The sequence below is a fragment of the Nonlabens sp. Asnod3-A02 genome, assembly GCF_045063755.1.
Classification (GTDB): domain Bacteria; phylum Bacteroidota; class Bacteroidia; order Flavobacteriales; family Flavobacteriaceae; genus Nonlabens; species Nonlabens xylanidelens.
The window spans coordinates 1,085,318-1,105,306 of record NZ_JBEFOC010000007.1 but is presented as its reverse complement, the minus strand read 5'-3'; the positions used below and the strand labels follow the sequence as shown (position 1 = coordinate 1,105,306).

Annotated in this window: 16 protein-coding genes; 11 read left to right on the top strand and 5 right to left on the bottom strand. The window is 34.9% G+C overall.

Going from position 1 to position 19,989, the window contains the following annotated elements:
- The first annotated feature begins 147 nt into the window (after positions 1-147).
- The 6 genes from ACJJVN_RS08395 (at position 148) to ACJJVN_RS08370 (ending at position 5,810) form a co-directional block, all read left to right on the top strand.
- A complete protein-coding gene (locus tag ACJJVN_RS08395) occupies positions 148-867 on the top strand; it encodes a 3-ketoacyl-ACP reductase (RefSeq protein ID WP_405377791.1) in 720 nt (239 codons plus the stop codon).
- 121 nt (positions 868-988) lie between these two features.
- A complete protein-coding gene (locus ACJJVN_RS08390) occupies positions 989-1,525 on the top strand; it encodes a hypothetical protein (protein ID WP_405377790.1) in 537 nt (178 codons plus the stop codon).
- A gap of 70 nt (positions 1,526-1,595) precedes the next feature.
- Positions 1,596-2,495 (top strand): aldo/keto reductase family oxidoreductase, encoded by a 900-nt coding sequence (locus tag ACJJVN_RS08385; RefSeq protein ID WP_405377789.1) that lies wholly within the window; start codon positions 1,596-1,598, stop codon positions 2,493-2,495.
- 87 nt (positions 2,496-2,582) lie between these two features.
- Positions 2,583-4,418, top strand: coding sequence for an ABC transporter ATP-binding protein (locus ACJJVN_RS08380; protein WP_405377788.1), 1,836 nt, complete (start codon positions 2,583-2,585; stop codon positions 4,416-4,418).
- Positions 4,419-4,572: 154 nt separating this feature from the next.
- Positions 4,573-5,007, top strand: coding sequence for a hypothetical protein (locus ACJJVN_RS08375; protein WP_405377787.1), 435 nt, complete (start codon positions 4,573-4,575; stop codon positions 5,005-5,007).
- A 98-nt stretch (positions 5,008-5,105) separates the two neighbouring features.
- Entirely contained in the window at positions 5,106-5,810 is a 705-nt protein-coding gene (locus tag ACJJVN_RS08370) for a hypothetical protein (RefSeq protein WP_405368426.1), read from the top strand.
- A gap of 161 nt (positions 5,811-5,971) precedes the next feature.
- Here ACJJVN_RS08370 and lon read toward each other — a convergent pair whose 3' ends face one another.
- Positions 5,972-8,428, bottom strand: coding sequence for an endopeptidase La (gene lon / locus ACJJVN_RS08365; RefSeq protein ID WP_405377786.1), 2,457 nt, complete (start codon positions 8,426-8,428; stop codon positions 5,972-5,974).
- Positions 8,429-8,702: 274 nt separating this feature from the next.
- On the opposite strand from lon, the gene ACJJVN_RS08360 reads away from it, so the two are divergent.
- The 4 genes from ACJJVN_RS08360 to ACJJVN_RS08345 are packed head-to-tail and all read left to right on the top strand — an operon-like array spanning position 8,703 to position 11,708.
- Positions 8,703-9,251, top strand: a complete 549-nt coding sequence (locus ACJJVN_RS08360) for an RNA polymerase sigma factor (protein ID WP_405377785.1) — start codon at positions 8,703-8,705, stop codon at positions 9,249-9,251.
- Positions 9,248-9,859, top strand: a complete 612-nt coding sequence (locus ACJJVN_RS08355; protein WP_405377784.1) for a hypothetical protein — start codon at positions 9,248-9,250, stop codon at positions 9,857-9,859. The genes ACJJVN_RS08360 and ACJJVN_RS08355 overlap by 4 nt, the downstream gene beginning before the upstream one ends.
- On the top strand, positions 9,843-10,946 hold the full coding sequence (locus tag ACJJVN_RS08350) for a hypothetical protein (RefSeq protein ID WP_405377783.1): 1,104 nt from the start codon (positions 9,843-9,845) through the stop codon (positions 10,944-10,946). Before ACJJVN_RS08355 ends, ACJJVN_RS08350 begins: the two co-directional genes overlap by 17 nt.
- Before the next feature lie 33 nt (positions 10,947-10,979).
- Positions 10,980-11,708, top strand: a complete 729-nt coding sequence (locus tag ACJJVN_RS08345; RefSeq protein WP_405377782.1) for a head GIN domain-containing protein — start codon at positions 10,980-10,982, stop codon at positions 11,706-11,708.
- 83 nt (positions 11,709-11,791) lie between these two features.
- On the opposite strand, the gene katG is transcribed toward ACJJVN_RS08345, so the two are convergent.
- The 4 genes from katG to ytxJ form a co-directional block, all read right to left on the bottom strand.
- Positions 11,792-14,029, bottom strand: coding sequence for a catalase/peroxidase HPI (katG, locus tag ACJJVN_RS08340; protein WP_405377781.1), 2,238 nt, complete (start codon positions 14,027-14,029; stop codon positions 11,792-11,794).
- Between the two features lie 132 nt (positions 14,030-14,161).
- Positions 14,162-15,511 carry an MFS transporter gene (locus tag ACJJVN_RS08335; protein ID WP_405377780.1) on the bottom strand — a complete coding sequence of 450 codons (1,350 nt, stop codon included), beginning with the start codon at positions 15,509-15,511 and terminating at the stop codon, positions 14,162-14,164.
- 77 nt (positions 15,512-15,588) lie between these two features.
- Positions 15,589-16,416, bottom strand: coding sequence for a M48 family metallopeptidase (locus ACJJVN_RS08330; RefSeq protein ID WP_104514793.1), 828 nt, complete (start codon positions 16,414-16,416; stop codon positions 15,589-15,591).
- A gap of 4 nt (positions 16,417-16,420) precedes the next feature.
- Positions 16,421-16,828: a bacillithiol system redox-active protein YtxJ gene (gene ytxJ / locus ACJJVN_RS08325; protein ID WP_104514792.1), complete on the bottom strand. Its 408-nt coding sequence runs from the start codon at positions 16,826-16,828 to the stop codon at positions 16,421-16,423.
- A 232-nt stretch (positions 16,829-17,060) separates the two neighbouring features.
- Here ytxJ and clpB point away from each other — a divergent pair, with 232 nt between their 5' ends.
- A complete protein-coding gene (gene clpB, locus ACJJVN_RS08320; protein ID WP_405377779.1) occupies positions 17,061-19,667 on the top strand; it encodes an ATP-dependent chaperone ClpB in 2,607 nt (868 codons plus the stop codon).
- Positions 19,668-19,989 lie beyond the last annotated feature (322 nt).

The window sequence follows — 19,989 nt, the reverse complement described above, 5'->3', positions numbered from 1 at the left end:
ATTAGCGTAAAAAAAGGCAAAAGATTCATTCAAAATCTATAATTTAGCTACTTGAAGTTATACGATTTAGAGACATGTAAGGAATGATTTACAAATTCTATTTAGTCTAGCTTTCACCACATAAACACATATTCAAAAACTAAATAAATGCAAGATTTAAAAGGTAAAAAAGCAATCATAACAGGTGGAAGCCGTGGTCTAGGAAAAGCTACAGCTCTAGCGTTTGCACAAGAAGGTGTAGATGTTGCGATCACTGGTAGAAATGAAGAGGCTTTAAAGGCAACTGTTGCCGAGATTGAAAAATTAGGAGTAAAAGCGACATATGCCGTTTTTGATGTGAGCAATTATGAAGAGGTTAAAACGAGTGTAAAAACACTAGTTGATACTCTAGGTTCTATAGATATATTAGTGAATAATGCTGGTATAGCGGCATTTGGTACATTAAACGATATGCCTGTAGATCAATGGACACAAATTATGCAAACTAACGTGATGGGAATGTATTACGTTACTAAAGAAGTACTACCTTATTTAATCGATCAAAATGAAGGAGAAATTATCAATGTATCTTCTACTGCAGGATTAAGTGGTAATGCAACTACGTCTGCATATTCTGCATCAAAGTTTGCTGTAATCGGTATGTCAGAATCATTAATGAAAGAAGTACGTAAAAACAACATTAGAGTTTGTACGTTAACACCTAGTACTATCGCGTCTGACATGTCTATAGATTTAGGAATCGCTACTAAAGATTCTGAGGACAGTGTTTTACAACCAGAAGACTTTGCAGAGTTAATTATCGCAGGATTAAAACTACCTAGAAGAGCCATGCTTAAAAGTGCAGCACTATGGTCTACAAATCCATAATTTTAATATAGAAATAGCCAGTTAGATTTACATTATGTTGTAATTTAACTGGCTATATTAATTATATGCATTTGGATTTACTTCTTAATTACTTCAGGCTCAAATAAACCTATCTATATCTATGGAACTAACCAGACATTGTGATCTATGTGAGCATAAAAAAAGTGATTTTAAACTAGGCTTAGTATGTGGTCTTACCTCTCGCAAGCCTGCTTTTAATAAAACATGCTCTAAAATTCTACTAGGTAATCTATTTGAAGAAAAACTGAAGCAAATAAATCTAGAATACGATCAATTAAAAAGAAAACGTTTACTCACTTATTCTTATACAGTTGTTTTCATATTCATAGGTTTAATAATTATAGCTACTGGTTATTTAATAGCTTATCATATTAATGATGTTGCTAATAAAACATCTGTAAGATTCTACACTTATCCCTTAACATTTATTGCTATAAGCTTTGCACCTATGGGTTTGGGTATATCGACTTTAATTAATTATTTACAGCATATAAAAGTGGTACAACGTAAGAAAGAAGATCTAGATAAGGTATTAGCACTATACAACATCAAGTATGCGATAGATATAGATTACCAAAAAGAATTTCACGGTACACAAGAAGTTTACATAGATCTTAAAGTGAAAGGAGTACGGTAATCTTACTTAAATTGTAATTTCTCAAAATAGAACTACATCATATATAACCATAACTTTGAAATAAAATCACATGAAAGCATCCTTAAATAGCGATTTAGAAATATCAAGAATAGTTTTAGGGATATGGAGACTTCTAGATTGGAATAAAAGCGATCAAGAATTACTGTCTTTTCTTAAAGAATCTATAGAAACAGGAGTCACCACATTTGATCATGCAGATATTTATGGAAATTATGAATGTGAGGCTGCCTTTGGTAAAGCGCTACAGTTAGAACCTTCACTGCGTGATAGTATGCAGTTGATTACTAAATGTGGGATCAAATTAACATCTGATAAGTTTCCAGATCGTGAGGTAAAATATTATGATTACAGTGCCAGTTACATCATCTCTCAGGTAGAACAATCCCTTAAAAATCTACATACAGACTATTTAGACGTACTTTTATTACATAGACCATCACCCTTTTTTAATCCAGAAGAAGTCGCAAGAGCCTTTGACCATTTAACATCTAGTGGTAAGGTTTTGCATTATGGAGTTTCTAATTTCTTGCCCCAACAACTAGAATCATTACAGGCCTACACGACTGCTCCTCTAGTAACTAACCAGATAGAAATATCGCCCTATTGTCTAGAGCATTTTGAAAATCAAAATCTCGATTATCTTATCTCTAAAAAGATAAAACCTATGGCATGGTCACCACTTGCCGGTGGTGAATTACTATTTCCTAAGACAGAAAAAGGAACTCGTGTTCTTAACGCTATTAAAAAAGTAGCTAAAGAATTACATGAGCCTAATATAGATAAAGTAATCTATCAGTGGCTTTTAAAACACCCTTCTAACATAATTCCTGTTATAGGAACTGGTAAAATCGAGCGTATTAAAACAGCTGTACGTTCGTTAGATATGGAGATGACTTTAGAGCAATGGTTCCAGATTTATATAGCTGCTTTAGGAAAAGAATTACCATAATAAACGGTTGATAATTCCGCTTTCGCGAAAGCGAGAACACCACAAAACAAATCCTTGTAACGTACCTTTGTGTTCTAAAACTACATCGTGGCGAGAAGAGTACCTGCATCCATAAAAGAACAAAGTAAAAAAGGAAAAACATTCTCCTTCAGCGCATTGAAGACACTACCTAGATTTTTTAAAGAAATCTGGAGAGTGAGTCCTAAACTGTTTATAACCAATTTTACCGCTAGATTACTCACCGCAATTAGTCCGGTAGTGCTATTATGGGTAGGTAAATTGATTATAGACGAGGTTATTTTACAAATATCCTTAGAAGATCAAAATCTAGACTTGCTCTGGAAATATGTGATTATAGAGCTAGTAGTTGCCATAGCAGCAGACTTGCTCAATAGATTAATTAACTTAACCGATGGATTAATAGGTGATTTATATTCTAACGCTTCATCAGAAAAAATTATAAGAAAAACTAACGAGCTGACTCTAGAACAGTTAGAAGATCCAGATTTTTATGACAAGTTAGAACGTGCAAGACAGCAAACTAGCGGTCGTGTAGGTTTAATGAGTGCTTCTTTGAGTCAGGTGCAAAGTATTATCTCTATAACATCCTTAATTGCTGGTTTGATTTACTTTGAGCCTTTATTGATCATCTTATTGGTAATAAGCATTATACCATCATTTATCAATGAGGCAAAATACAGCTCGCATAGATACTCTGTAGCACGTAGCTGGACTGCCGAGCGTCGTGAACTGGATTACTTACGTTTTATAGGAGCTAATAATCAAACAGCAAAAGAGGTAAAACTCTTTGGGCTTACCGATTATATCGCAGCTAGGTTTAATAAATTATCTGGTGATTATTATGAGATCAATAAAAAGCTATCTATTAAACAAAGTATCTATGGATCGCTGTTTAATATTATAGGTATTCTATCTTATTATGGAGCTTATATATTCATCATTTTTAAAGTAATCACAGGAGTACTAAGTATTGGAGAACTTACCTTCTTATCTGGATCTTTTAACAGATTGCGTAATAATTTACAAGGTTTCTTCTCTCGTTTTACTGCTATATCAGAGAGTTCGCTTTATTTGAGAGACTACTTTGACTTTCTAGATATAGAAATCACTGACGAGGCAACTAACTACACTCCTATTCCAGAGGTCATTAAAGAAGGATTTGAGATTAGAAATGTACATTTTGGCTATGCTGGTAGTGATGTAGAAGTTCTTAAAGGAATAAGTTTTAAGATTAAAGTAGGTGAAAAAATAGCCTTTGTAGGTCAGAATGGTGCCGGTAAAACAACACTTATTAAATTGATATTGAGGTTTTACGAGCCTACCCAAGGAGAGATTTTATTAGATGGAATTAATATTTCTAAGTTTAATAAACAAGAGTTTAGAAAACGCTTTGGTGTCATTTTTCAAGACTTCTTTAAATATGAATTCAGTTTGCGTGAGAATATCGCCGTAGGTAATATTGACGAGTTGAATAATGATGTCATGATTACCGACGCTGCACAGCGCAGTCTAGCAGACCAAGTAGTGGCAGTTATGAAGGGCGGAATAGATCAACAACTAGGACGTAGATTTGCCAAAGGACAAGAACTAAGCGGCGGACAGTGGCAAAAAGTAGCACTAGCCCGTGCCTACATGAAAGATGCCGATGTTATCGTACTCGACGAGCCTACCAGCGCACTAGACGCACAAGCTGAATACGACGTTTTTGAACGCTTTATAGGACTTACTAAGGGAAAGACGAGCATCATTATATCTCACCGTTTTTCTACCGTTAGAATGGCAGATAGAATACTAGTTCTAGAAGATGGTGTGGTTGCAGAAATAGGTACCCATGAAGAACTGATGGCACAACCCCATTTATATGAAAAACTGTTTAATTTACAAGCCGCAGGATATCAGTAGAAGAGTTATGAGTTATGAGTTATGAGAAAATTAGGAATGATTGTGCTTATTTCGATTAATTTTGAATGAAGATTTCTAAATGAAAACATATTTGGGATATGTGAGTTGATATGGACATAATTCTAAAAAACTTGAAATCTTAAACACTACTTAGATGAAAAAATTACTTTTTATAATAACTCTTATTGCAACAAGCTCTTACGCTACATCACAAAATCTACATTTATATGGTGGTAGCGATTATACCGTTTATTTAGGCTGTCTGGACTGTTCTCGTTTTGATAGTAAATCTATTTGGAATGCCTTTGGAGATTATGGAAGTAGTTTTAGCAATGCATCTATCTGGAATGATTTAAATAATTATGGAGACGATAATAACCCACTATCTCCATGGAATAAGGTTTCTAATAAAGCACCTAAAATTGTAGATGATGCTGGTAAATTTCAGGGATATTTAACTGCAAATCCTTCCTTAAAAGAAAAATCAAATTCTAGACTCGCTACAGAACTAGTCAACAATCATAAGGCTATTGCCAAAGATCTAGCCAAATGGTATGCTAAATTGGTGGTGGATTATAGTAAGCTATAATAGCCACGGACGATAAATTTATATTATCGTGATAATTCTGTGTTGATTGAATTTTACTATTGTAACTGTAATTAGTAACCTTAGAATTATCTCAAAGCATGAAGAATTTCATTACCGTAGCACTTCTTTTATTTATAATACCTGTTTTTGCACAAGTAGGAATCAATACAACATCTCCTACTAAAGAAGTTGATATAGATGGTGGTTTAAGGGTAAGAGAGTTAACAAATACAAAGTCACTCACTTTACCAGTTCATTCTTTACCTGATGGAACCTTAGTAAATGTAGCCATAGATAACGATACGCCTGGATTGAGATTTATCGGTTTTTTAGGTTCTAATCTCGAGCTAGATCAAGATCAGACTTTTTATGATATCAACCTAAATCAAGAATTAGTAGATCTTTTTGATGAATATGACACTTCTACTAGTTTATATACACCAGTATCTAACGGAACTTATAAAGTCGAAATGGATTTTGACATAGGTGGATTCACTGGTACATCTACAGATCTTGATATTTTAATAGGCATGTGGGATAATACCGATAATCGATGGGTTTTAAGACGTACATTTAAACATAGAGATATACAGTCAGATGAGTTTGCTAGTGCTAGACAAGAAAGTTATGGTATAGCAAATTACCTAGATTTAGACAGCACACATGTTTATAGATTTAGAATTATAGGCACCTATGATTCCTCGGTATCCTCATCTGATTATGATGGGATTCTTTTACGTTCTAATACTGGTGGGACAGGTTCTTCTATATCTACAAGTTTTAGTATTGAAAAAGTGAAGTAAACCGTACTTAGTTATTGAACTAATATTAATAGAAAAAAAGGAACAGGTTGAACTGTTCCTTTTTTTATGAATCTAGATAATGATCTTATATTATTATAAATTAAAACAAAAAAAAGCTCGAGAACAACATCTCGAGCTTTTTGATATTTAGATTTTGAGTTCTAACTCAACTTCTTTGCATTTTTTACTTTTTGCTTAGTAAGAGCCAGTTCTAGAACATTACTCATATCGCTTACATAATGGAAAGTAAGGCCTTTTAAGTAATCAGCATTAATTTCTTCTATGTCTCTACGGTTTTGCTCACAAAGAAGGATTTCTTTAATTCTAGCACGCTTTGCAGCAAGAATCTTTTCTTTAATACCACCTACTGGCAGTACTTTACCTCTTAAAGTGATCTCTCCAGTCATCGCAAGACTTTTCTTTACTTTACGCTGTGTAAATAAAGATACTAGAGACGTTAACATCGTTACACCAGCACTAGGTCCATCTTTAGGAGTAGCACCTTCTGGTACGTGTATGTGTACATTATAGTTGTTAAATATAGAACTGTCTATACCTAGTTCATCTGCATTTGCTTTGATGTATTCCATTGCTATAGTAGCACTTTCCTTCATCACCTTACCTATATTACCAGTAATGGTTAAGTTACCTTTACCTTTAGATAGTATAGACTCGATAAATAGAATATCACCACCTACTCTAGTCCATGCCAGTCCAGTTACTACACCAGCCACATCATTATTCTCGTATTTATCACGTTCCATTTTAGGAGCGCCTAATACTTTAATAACCGTTTCATTAGTCACTTTGAGATCGTACTCTTCTTCCATTGCAATACTTTTGGCAGCATAACGTACCATTTTTGCAAGTTGTTTATCGAGCGATCTTACACCACTTTCACGAGTATAACCTTCTACTACTTTTTCTATTTGTGGTTTTGCGATTTTAAGATGCGACTTATCCAGTCCGTGTTCTTTTAATTGCTTAGGTAGTAAGTGTTGCTTTCCTATTTCTACCTTTTCTTCTATCGTATAACCAGTAACATTTATAATCTCCATACGGTCGCGCAATGCTGGCTGTATGGTATTTAAACTGTTACTCGTTGCTATAAACATTACCTTACTTAAATCAAATCCCATTTCTAGGAAGTTGTCATAAAAAGCATTGTTTTGCTCTGGATCCAGTACTTCTAGCATCGCACTAGAAGGATCTCCATTATGCGAGTTACTTAATTTATCAATCTCATCCAGTACAAAAACAGGATTAGAGGTTTTTGCCTTCTTTATAGATTGAATAATACGTCCTGGCATCGCTCCTATATAGGTTTTACGATGTCCGCGTATTTCTGCCTCATCACGCAATCCACCTAGTGAGATACGTACATACTCACGTCCTAGTGCCTCTGCAACAGATTTACCTAGAGACGTTTTACCTACACCAGGAGGTCCATAAAGACATAGAATAGGAGATTTCATATCATTACGCAGTTTTAAAACCGCTAGATATTCTATAATGCGTTTTTTCACCTCTTCAAGACCATAATGATCACGATCTAAAATTTTCATTGCGCGTTTAAGGTCAAAGTTGTCCTTTGAAAACACGTTCCATGGTAAATCAAGAATAAGATCTAGGTAATTGCGCTGTATAGAATATTCCGCCACTTGCGGATTCATACGTTGCATCTTTACTAGTTCTTTCTCAAAATGTTCCTTTACCTTATCGTCCCATTTCTTTTTCTTAGCACGCTGGCGCATTTCATCTACCTCTTGATGTGAAGAAACACCACCACCTAATTCGTCCTGAATGGTTTTCATTTGCTGGTGCAAGAAATACTCACGTTGTTGCTTATTGATATCTGTCTGTACTTTAGACTGTATATCGTTTTTAAGCTCTAATTTCTGACGTTCGATATTCATAAAACGCAATGTCTCTAGCGCTCTTTCTTTAAGATCATTGATCTCTAGAATTTTTTGCTTCTCCTCTACCTTAAGATTCATGTTAGAAGACACAAAATTCACTAAGAAAGAATCTGACTCGATATTCTTAATCGCAAACGACGCCTCTGTAGGGATGTTAGGACTTTCTTTAATAATCTCTAAGGCTAGTTCTTTTATCTTTTCAATAATTGCCCTAAACTCAACATCTTCCTTTACCGGTCTTACATCAGGTACATCGTTTGCTATAGCAGTTATAAAAGGCTGCTCTGTGACGATCTCGCCCATTTCAAAGCGTTTTTTACCTTGAATAATAACTGTAGTATTACCGTCTGGCATCTTAAAAGTCTTTAAGATTTTTGCAACGACACCTGTTTTATGCAAGTCTTCAAAAGAAGGCTCTTCTATCTCTTCATTCTTTTGTGCAACTACACCTATCGCAATACCTTTTTTGTTTGCGTCCTGTAATAATTTAATAGAGCGATCGCGCCCTGCTGTAATAGGAATTACTACACCTGGAAACAGAACCATATTACGCAATGGTAATATAGGTAAGGTCTCTGGAACGCTTTCCTTATTCATTTCTTCCTCGTCCTCGCTGCTCAATAGGGGAATAAATTCCGCATCTTGATCAAATTCTTGAAGTGACAAGTTGTCTATCGAAAATTTCTTTGGTTTGAACATATCTTTTTCAGTCGCCACAATGTCATATAGACTGTTGGCTTTTATTTTTTAAAATTAATTTGAGCACGATGTTTATTATAAATTCGCTTTCGCGAAAGCGGAATTACAACCTTTAAAAAACAGATTATCAAACTATTAAACTACTATTATAGTATCTAGAATGATGGCTTTACTCATTTTACACCAAGTGCTGGATGAATAATTTTTCAAAATCCTTGCCATGAAGTGTAACATGCTAGAATAAATTGCATCTTTAAAGCGTAACACTAACCAAGTGATCTTAAAAACAACCGAAATAGAACTTTATAACCTCTGTGAACGAGGCGATCGCAAGGCACAAATGCGCGTTTATGATCAGTATGCAAATGGTATGTATCATGTCGCATTGAGAATCGTAAAAGACACCGCACTTGCCGAAGATATTATGCAAGATAGCATGATAACTGCGTTTGCTAAGATGAAACAATGGAACCGAGAGGCAACCTTTGGCAGCTGGTTAAAAAGAATAGTCGTAAACAACAGCCTTACACAATTGAAAAAGGAAAATAAAATGCCCAAAGTAGATTATGACGATGTAGCCTATGAAATGGAAAACAAAGCAGACGAACAAATAGATATGGAAGCTGCTGGTATGACTGCCAAAAAAGTACTGGAAGTAATGAAACTTTTAAAGGATAATTACAGACAGATTCTAACCCTAAGCCTTATAGAAGGAATGGATAATGAAGAGATAAGTGAGATTATGGGAATTTCTAATGCGATGTGTAGAACTACCATCTCTAGAGCAAAAGAAAGCCTGAGAAATAAAATGCAACTGATATGAAAAAGAACATGGAAGAATGGTTTGCAGATCAAGATTTTAATACAGAATCACTGCCTAGTGGCCATAGAAATAGATTTTTTGATAAGCTAGAAGAAGCTTGCAACGATAATCATGAAGAAGTAGACGATTCTATTATACCTATTGCTACTGAAGATAATGATGGAGATCATGAAGGTAACAAGGTTATAAGAATGAACTCTTGGTTTAAATGGTCGCTAGTTGCAGGACTAGCAATTTTATTAGGTTTTACAGGTTTAAATCTGGTTCCTTCTAGCCCTGTAGATAATGGACTGTCTAGCGTGTCACCAGAAATGGCACAAGCGCAAGACTTTTTTACGAGTACCATAAATGAAGAGCTAGAAAGATTAAATAAAGAACAATCGCCAGAAGCTGCTCGTATTGTTACAGCAACTAAAACAGCACTGGCAAGATTAGAACTGGATTATAAAACGATAGAAGCAGACTTTGCTACTAACAATGATAGTAAAACCGTTATCGCTGCTATGATACAGAATTTTCAAAATAGAATCGATTTATTAGAAACTGCTCTGGAGCAAATAGAACAACTGAAAAATTTAAAAGAACAAGAAGATGAAACATATATATAAACTTAGTGTACTGCTGTTTTTATTACCAGCGATGCTTATAGCCGGTCCTGGCTATGGAAAATACACCAAGACTAAAAAATTGAGTAAAACCTTTACAGTTAATAAAAACTGTATGGTAGATATTCAAAACGAGTTTGGTAACATAACCATTACTACATGGGACAAGCCCACTGTTTCCATAGATATTAATGTGGAAGTAAGTGGTAATAATGAGCAAAAAGTTATAGAACAGCTTAAAGGTATAGATGTTGATTTTAGTGCAACATCGTCCATCGTGAGTGCAAGAACTGATGCAAGTCGTAAGAAGAATAACAACAGTAGTAGTTTATGGAGCACGCTTATGGGAAGCAATAATTCTAAGAGTAGCTCTAATATGAAAATAGATTATATCATTAGAATGCCAGTGACTGCCGCGGTAGATATAAGCAACGATTATGGTTCTGTTTCCATAGATAGATTGCTAGGTCATGCAAAAATACAGTGCGATTTTGGTAGACTTGATATAGGACAGCTACTAGCGAGTGATAACGAACTTAGCTTTGACTATACTAAAAACTCTCATATCGATTATATGAAATCGGGAACGATTAGAGCTGACTTCAGCGGTTTTGAACTACATGGTGCTGAAAGAGTAGATTACAGTGGTGATTATACTAAGGCAAAGTTTGATAATGTTAAAGACATTAATTTTAATGGTGATTTCTCAACTATACAGTCTCAAGATGTTATAAAGCTAGTAGGTAGAGGCGATTATTCTACTATCAAATTAGGACATATTAAAGAAAGTGTTAACCTGGTAACTGATTTTGGATCTATAACTATTGAAGAATTGAGTCCTAATTTTAAAGATGCGGTCATTAAAAGTGAATACACAAACATTAAAGTCAATTTTCATCCAGAGGCAGCTTTTAAATTTGACATAGACACAGAGTTTGCGAGTATTAAACTATCAGACGATTTAACGGTTACCGACTCAGAAAATAATAGCACCGAAAAGCAAAAATCTGGTTATCATAAAGATAAAAACGCTACGTCTGTAATCAATATAAGATCAAGCTTTGGTGGTGTAAGTCTTAGAAAAAACTAAAAATAAAACAACAACTAACTTAATAACAATAACATGAAACATATCATCATACTTCTAGTAGCCATTTTAGGATTTAATAGTGCAAATGCTCAATGGTGGGGAAGCAATAAACGAATTAAAGGAAACGGAGAAGTAATTACAAAAACCTTTAATACTTCTGACTATGATAAGATATCTGGTAAAAGTAGTATCGATATTATCCTTGTAGAAGGAAAAGAAGGTACCATAACCGTAGAGGCCGAATCTAATATTATGGAATATATAGAGATCGAGGTTAAAGGTAATAAACTAGAAATAGGTCTTAAAGATGGTACTAACTATAGTACACGTAAAGGCATTAATGTGACTGTAAATGTAGAGTCCATCAACGCATTAAGTATGGCTGGAAGTGGAGATATCACGAGCCATATGAATTTAAAATCTAGAAATCTAGATATTTCAGTGGCAGGTAGCGGTGATATCACTACACAAGTAGAATCAGAAAATTTAGAAGTAAATATAGCTGGTAGCGGTGATGTTTCATTAAAAGGCCGTGCAGAATACCTAGATGCCAATGTTGCTGGTAGCGGTGATATCGACGCATTAAATTTAAAAGCCAACAATGTAGATGCCTCTATTGCTGGTAGCGGTGACGTATCTGTTTACTGTACAGGTGGTGAACTTAAAGCGTCCATAGTAGGTTCTGGTGATTTAATGTATAAAGGCTCTACTAGCTCAGTTAAAAAAAGTGTATTAGGTAGCGGTGATATTACAAAGATCTAATACTATAGATTAAATAATATAAAATAAAAATCCCCAAATCAAATTAATGATTTGGGGATTTTGTTTTATCTAAATACTGATGTTTATTTTACATCAAAACGATCTGCATTCATTACTTTATTCCATGCTTTTACAAAGTCATGAACCATTTTTGTTTTACTATCACTACTTGCATAAACCTCTGCAATAGCTCTTAATTCTGTATTAGAACCGAATATAAGATCTACACGAGTACCAGTCCATTTTAAATCACCAGTCTTGCGATTGCGACCTTCAAATAATAAATCTGAAGATGACTTAGACTTCCATGTCGTACTAAGATCTAACACATTCACAAAGTAATCGTTTGTTAACTGTCCAGGTGTATCGGTAAACACACCATAGTTAGACTGATCATAATTAGCATCCATTGCTCTTAAACCACCTATTAAAACAGTCATTTCTGGAACAGATAGTCCTAACAAACTAGCTTTGTCCACTAGTAAATCTTCACCAGCTATTTTCTGTGAGCTATTGATGTAGTTTCTAAAACCATCTGCACGAGGTTCTAAATAAGTGAAAGATTCTACGTCAGTTTGTTCTTGAGTAGCATCTCCTCTACCAGCTGTAAATGGTACAGTTATATCGTGCCCAGCGTCTTTTGCAGCTTTTTCTACACCTGCGTTACCTGCAAGTACGATCAAGTCGGCCATGGAAACTTGTTTGTTTCCAGTTTGAGATGCATTGAATGCTTCTTGAATACCAGCTAGAACATCAAGTACTTTTCTTAATCTTGCTGGATTGTTTGATTCCCACTGATTTTGTGGTGATAATCTTATACGACCACCATTTGCTCCACCACGTTTATCACTATCTCTATAAGTAGATGCACTAGCCCATGCTGTTGCAACCATCTCGTTAACCGATAGTCCAGAACTAAGAATTTGATCTTTTAAGGATGAAAGATCTTCTTCATTTACTAATTCATGATTTACAGCAGGAATAGGATCTTGCCATAATTCTTCTTTTTCTGGTACATGATCACCTAAATATCTAGAAGATGGTCCCATATCTCTGTGAGTTAATTTAAACCACGCTTTTGCAAAAGCATCTTCAAATTCTTCTGGATTATCTCTAAAGTGCTTAGAAATTCTCAAGTATTCTGGATCAGTCTTAAGAGCAATATCTGCTGTAGACATCATAAGATCCTGACGTTTTGAAGCGTCACCAGCCATAGGAGCCTGGTCTGCATTAGAGGCAGCAGTAGGTTTCCATTGGTGAGCACCTGCAGGACTTTTAGTTAATTCCCAATCGTAATCTAATAATACTCTGAAGTAATCGTGATCCCACTTATCTGGGTTAGGTGTCCATGCTCCTTCTAGACCACTAGTAATGGTATCATCTCCATGACCAGTACCATAAGAACTGTTCCATCCCGTACTCATTTCTTCAATCTTAGCACCAGCAGGTTCTGCTCCAGTGTATTTTTCTGGATCTGCTGCACCGTGTGCTTTTCCAAATGTATGACCACCTGCAACAAGTGCTACAGTTTCATAATCATTCATTGCCATACGGCCAAAAGTTTCTCTTATATCATGTGCGCTACCTACCGCATCAGGATTCCCATTAGGTCCTTCTGGATTCACATAGATCAATCCCATGTGAGAGGCTCCTAATAATCCTTCTAACTCACCATCTTCATATCTCTCTTCATTACCTAACCATGTAGTCTCACTACCCCAGTAAACATCTTGTTCTGGTTCAAATGCATCTACACGACCACCTGCAAAACCTAATTTCTTTAATCCCATAGATTCCATAGCAACATTACCTGCAAGGATCATAAGGTCTGCCCATGAGATACTTTTACCGTATTTCTGTTTAAGTGGCCATAATAATAATCTTGCTTTATCTAGGTTACCGTTATCTGGCCAGCTATTTAAAGGAGCAAAACGTTGATTACCTATACTTGCACCACCACGACCATCACCTACTCTATAAGTACCAGCACTGTGCCATGCCATTCTAACAAATAATCCACCGTAGTGACCATAATCTGCAGGCCACCAGTCTTGAGAATCGGTCATTAAATGAGTTAAATCTTTTCTCAATGCATCTATATCGAGGCTTTTAAATGCTGTTGCATAATCAAAATCTGGATCCATAGGATCTGATTTTGTAGCGCTTTGACGCAGAACATTTAATCTTAATTGGTTAGGCCACCAATCATTATTTTTTGTTCCTTGTCCAGCAGTACTAGTTGCACCACCGCCCATAAATGGACATTTTGAAATATCTTGAGAATCGTTTATATCCCAGACTTTTGAATTTTTATCACTCATAACTACCGTGTTTTATTAATTAGATGGTTCAAATATATTTTAATTCTAAAAGTGTTTATTAAGATTACAACTGTTAAAATCAAATCTACTATAAGAAAAACTTATTATGTATTATTTTATAGTAATTTAAATCTATTGTTTAATTTTGATTTTAGGTACTCTAGCTAGTAATATGATTCCCAATATAAAGAAAACTATTAAGAATAATATAGGTTCTCTCATAGAACCGCTTAATTCACCTACTATAGCAAATATGAGCATCCCTATAACGATACCTATTTTTTCTGCGACGTCGTAAAAACTAAAATAAGAAGCCGTATCAGGATTACCATCAGGAATCATTTTTGAATACGTACTTCTAGATAAAGATTGTATAGACCCCATTACAAGACCTACAAAACCAGCCGTTATATAAAACTGTAAAGGTGATACCACAAAATAACCATAAATACAGATAACAGCCCATAAGATATTAATGACGATTAGAGTTTTGATGTTACCTAGCTTTCGCGAAAGCTTACTAGCTAACCATGCTCCTAATATAGCCACTAACTGTATGAGAAGTATACTGATTATTAATCCCATGGTTGCCCCATCTTCTTCCCACTCTACTTCTTCTGTACCAAAATAAGTAGCGACTAGCATTACTGTTTGTACTGCCATGCTGTAGATAAAAAATGCTCCTAAGTAGCGCTTCATTTGTAGGTCTTCAGAAAGATTACTCCATATCTTCTTCAATTCTTGAAAACCATTAGTAAAAATGTTCTTTACTTGGGTACTATCCTTTTTAGTTCCTAAAGGCAAATATCTATAGGTATATTGCGCAAAGCCCATCCACCATAATCCTACTAGAATAAAAGATAGTTGCACAGGATCTAAATTGAAAACATAATTTTCTAAGGAAGTTTCACACAGTAATCCGTCTTTTGGATAAAAACCACCTTCTATTAAAACAAGACATATAATAAGGAGTATGACGCTACCTATGTATCCCATAGAAAAACCTTTGGCACTTATAGAATCTTGCTGTTCCGGAAAAGCTATGTCTGGTAAGTAAGAATTATAAAATACCAAACTACCCCAAAAACCTATCAAGGCAAGCATATAAACCAGTAAACTGAGCCACAAATAATCAAAACTGAATAGTGATAGACCGATACAACTCAATGCACCTAGATAACAAAAGAATTGAAGAAAACGTTTTTTCTTACCAGAGTAGTCGGCTATTCCAGATAAAATGGGTGATATAATACTAACTATTAAAAAAGCAATAGCTGTAGTAACTATTATTATAGACTCATTATTTACGTTCTTAAGTATTTCTGGGACTTTCCCTTCTTCATATGCTTTCATACTTATATAAGCATAGAATATAGGAAAGATAGCACTATTGATTACTAGAGAATAAACAGAGTTAGCCCAATCATAAAATGCCCATGCATTTAATAATTTTTTAGAGCCGCGTGGTAAAATTTGTTTCATAAAAAAAGGGTTCTATTAAGAACCCTTTAAAAGTATGATTATTAAATTAACTATACATTATGTATAGATTAAACTTATTATTTAAATGAAGTTACACCATATTTTGCTGCCTCTGCTTTTGCAAGTGGAGCAAGTTCTCTAAGGTTTGCAATACGACTATCGTTAGATGGATGTGTACTTAATATTTGAGGAGTAGACTGTCCTCCACTATTTGCTTTCATACGTTCCCATAAAAGAGCACCTTCGTCTGGGTTATAACCAGCCATCGCAGCTAGATACAGTCCTATTTTATCTGCTTCAGTCTCATGAGATCTAGAAAATGGTAACATACCACCCACTTGAGATCCTACACCATAAGCTTGATTAATTAAATTCTGAGTTCCCGACTCTAGACCTGCGGCTTGTGATCCGACAGCTACTCCAGTACCTATGATGGATTGCCATTGAGCAGCACTCATACGTTGTCCACCATGGTTAGCTAGTGCGTGTGCTACTTCATGCCCCATAACTATAGCAACACCTGTTTCATCTTGACAGATAGGTAAAATACCTGTGTAAAAAACTATTTTTCCACCTGGCATAGCCCATGCATTTACTGCAGGATCATTAACCAAATTATATTCCCATTCATAACCATCTAAATACTCAGGATGACCTATTGCATTTAACCATCTTTGGGCAGCAGTTTTAATTTTACTACCTACGGTTGCAATCATTTTAGAATCTGATGTACCTGTAATTACCTTATTTTCATCAAGGAATTCATCATATTGAGAAAATGCCATCGGGAAAAGACGATCATTTCCTATAGGCTTTAATGTCTTTTTACCAGTGAATACATTTGTAGCACAAGAAGAAAGGAACAATGTCGCAGTGAGTGCTAAAATAATGGTAGTCTTTTTCATATTTCTAATTTTTACTACTTACAATTTGTTGAACTTTTTTAATATCAATACCATGGTGAGATTCCGTATGCACCACTTCTTTATTAAAAATAATAATTACTTGCGGTGATTGATGTACCACATTTAATTTTTGAGCTACGGCGTTGCTTACATCTCTATACGATAATAGGTCTAGCAAGTAATAAGTCACATTGTCATCGTTACTTTCATACCCTTTTTGAAACTGGTTAAAAACCATTCTAGAAATACCACATCTTGTGCTGTGCTTAAAGATTACTTTGGGTTTGATACTAGAATTTTTGATAATATTATCCAACTGATCAATGGATTCTAATGTATCCCATTGAATACCATCCATCTCTTCTTTTGCTATATCTCGCTGTGATTTAAACAGCTTGTCCATAAATCCCATATGCTATTAATTTTATCGCTTTCGCGAAAGCGGAATAAAGACCTGCTCTACTCCTTATTATAATCTAAGATACAAAGATAGGTTATAGCGTCATAAAATCTCACAATGCTTTTATAAACACGTCATAATGTCTGTTAAAATGTAATATAAATCTGTCTAAATGTCAATTTATGAAAAAGGTATAAGAATTGACTACTACCCAACATAACATAATACATCTAAAACAATATATATGAATCCAAATAAATTAACTATAAAATCCCAAGAGGCTTTGCAGCAAGCACAGCAACTTGTACAAGAGTACGGACAACAACAAATTGAGAACGTACATTTATTACTTGCGATAACTATGGTAGACGAGAATGTCTTGCCGTTTTTATTCAAAAAACTAAATGTGAATTTAGACCTAGTTATACAACTACTTAAAAGTCAAATTACATCGTTACCTAAAGTAGAAGGCGGAGAACTACAACTATCTAGAGAGACTAATAGAGTTTTAAATGCATCTATGACGCTGGCCACAAAAATGGGAGACGATTATGTAAGTATAGAACACTTATTGATCTCCATGTTTGATGGTAAATCAAAGACTGCACAAATTCTTAAAGATCAAGGTATTTCTAAAAAGAATCTAGAAATGGCTATTGAAGAATTAAGAAATGGTAATAAGGTAGATTCACAAAGTGCCGAAGAAACGTACAATAGCCTTAATAAGTATGCAAAAAACTTAAATCAACTAGCAGATCAAGGGAAACTAGATCCAGTCATAGGTCGTGATGAAGAAATACGTCGCATTCTTCAAATATTATCCAGACGTACAAAAAACAACCCTATGCTAGTAGGAGAACCTGGTGTAGGTAAAACCGCAATAGCCGAAGGTCTCGCACACCGTATAGTGGCTGGTGATGTACCAGATAATCTTAAGGATAAGCAAATATTTTCTCTAGATATGGGGGCGCTTATCGCTGGTGCCAAGTATAAAGGAGAATTTGAAGAACGATTAAAAGCGGTAGTTAAAGAAGTAACTAGCAGTGCTGGAAATGTAGTATTATTTATAGACGAAATTCACACACTTGTAGGTGCTGGTGGCGGTGAAGGTGCTATGGATGCCGCAAACATTTTAAAACCTGCCCTAGCTCGTGGTGAGCTGCGTGCAATAGGTGCCACTACCCTAGACGAATATCAAAAATATTTTGAAAAGGATAAAGCACTAGAAAGACGCTTCCAAAAAGTTGTGGTAGATGAGCCTGATACAGAAAGTGCTATTTCTATACTACGTGGTATTAAAGATAAGTATGAAACACACCACAAAGTACAGATTAAGGACGAGGCTATTATAGGCGCAGTAGAATTATCACAACGTTATATTACTAATAGATTTTTGCCAGATAAGGCTATTGATTTAATGGACGAGGCTGCAGCAAAACTGCGTATGGAAATTAACTCTAAGCCAGAAGAACTGGATGTACTCGATCGTAAAATCATGCAACTAGAGATAGAAATCGAGGCTATTAAAAGAGAAAATGACGAAGCAAAATTAAAGAACTTACGATCTGAGGTGGCAAACCTTAAAGAATCTCGTAACGAACTTAATGCGCAATGGGAGAACGAAAAAAGTGTCGTTGATAATATTCAAAATACAAAAACTGACATTGAAAACTTTAAATTAGAAGCAGATCGTGCAGAACGTGATGGCGACTATGGTAAAGTGGCAGAGTTGAGATATGGTAAAATCAAACAAGCTCAAGAAGAATTAGACCGATTACAAGCTGCAATGGAAGCAAATGACAATTCTAATAACCTCATACAAGAAGAGGTTACTTATGAAGATATTGCTGAAGTAATAGCCAAGTGGACTGGTATTCCTGTAACTAAAATGTTACAAAGTGATAGAGAGAAACTTCTCAAGCTAGAAGAAGAACTTCATGAACGTGTAGTAGGACAAAGTGAGGCTATACAAGCGGTAAGTGACGCTGTAAGAAGAAGTCGCGCTGGTCTACAAGATCAGAAAAAACCGGTAGGGTCCTTTTTATTTTTAGGTACTACAGGAGTAGGAAAAACAGAACTAGCCAAAGCACTTGCAGAGTATTTATTTAACGATGAGAATTCTATGACTCGTATCGATATGAGTGAATATCAAGAACGACATAGTGTGAGCCGTCTAGTAGGTGCACCTCCAGGATATGTAGGTTATGACGAGGGTGGACAACTTACTGAAGCTGTAAGAAGAAAACCTTATAGTGTGGTATTACTAGATGAGATAGAAAAAGCACATCCAGATACTTTTAATATTTTATTACAAGTACTAGATGAAGGTAGATTAACTGATAATAAAGGACGTGTTGCAGATTTTAAAAACACAATCATTATAATGACATCTAACATGGGAGCTGATATTATCCAACAAAAATTTGAGAATTTTAATGGAGAAATAGAAACCTTAATCGATTCAACAAAAAATGAAGTGCTCGCTGTTCTTAAACAACGTGTACGTCCAGAGTTTATCAACCGTATCGATGATATTGTCATGTTTACACCTTTAAATAAGGAAGAAATAAAGGAAATTGTAGGCTTACAATTTAAAGGAGTTAGCAAACTTCTTGCACAACAAGGAATTATAATTGATGCCACAGATCAAGCGATCAAACTGCTAGCTAAAAAAGGTTATGATCCACAGTATGGTGCAAGACCGGTAAAACGTGTCATCCAAAAAGAAGTGCTTAATGAACTTTCTAAGGAGATTTTATCTGGAAAAATAGCTTCAGACAGTATCGTTTTGGTAGATGCATTTGAGAAGGAATTGGTCTTCAGGAATCAAACAGATTCTGTAGAAGTTTAAAATTCGATAGTGCATTTTATAATAATGACCACCTACTCTTAAATGAAAGATTTAGGTGGTTTTTTTTTATGGAGTTGTTAATTAAAAAAGTGAATTTTTAAGCCAGGAAAACTATTCTTAACATAATAAATTTGTCGCCTGTAGTGAGAAATGAACCAGGTAATATGGTTAATTAGTGTTATTATTGAGTGATTCAAATTAATTTTTTTAATCTATCGTACCATGCTTCTTTCATAGATAGTTCATCATAAAATATTTGTTGTTCATCGGTATTTTTAGGAAATAATTCTATAATTAAAATTAATTTTATTAAATAATCAGT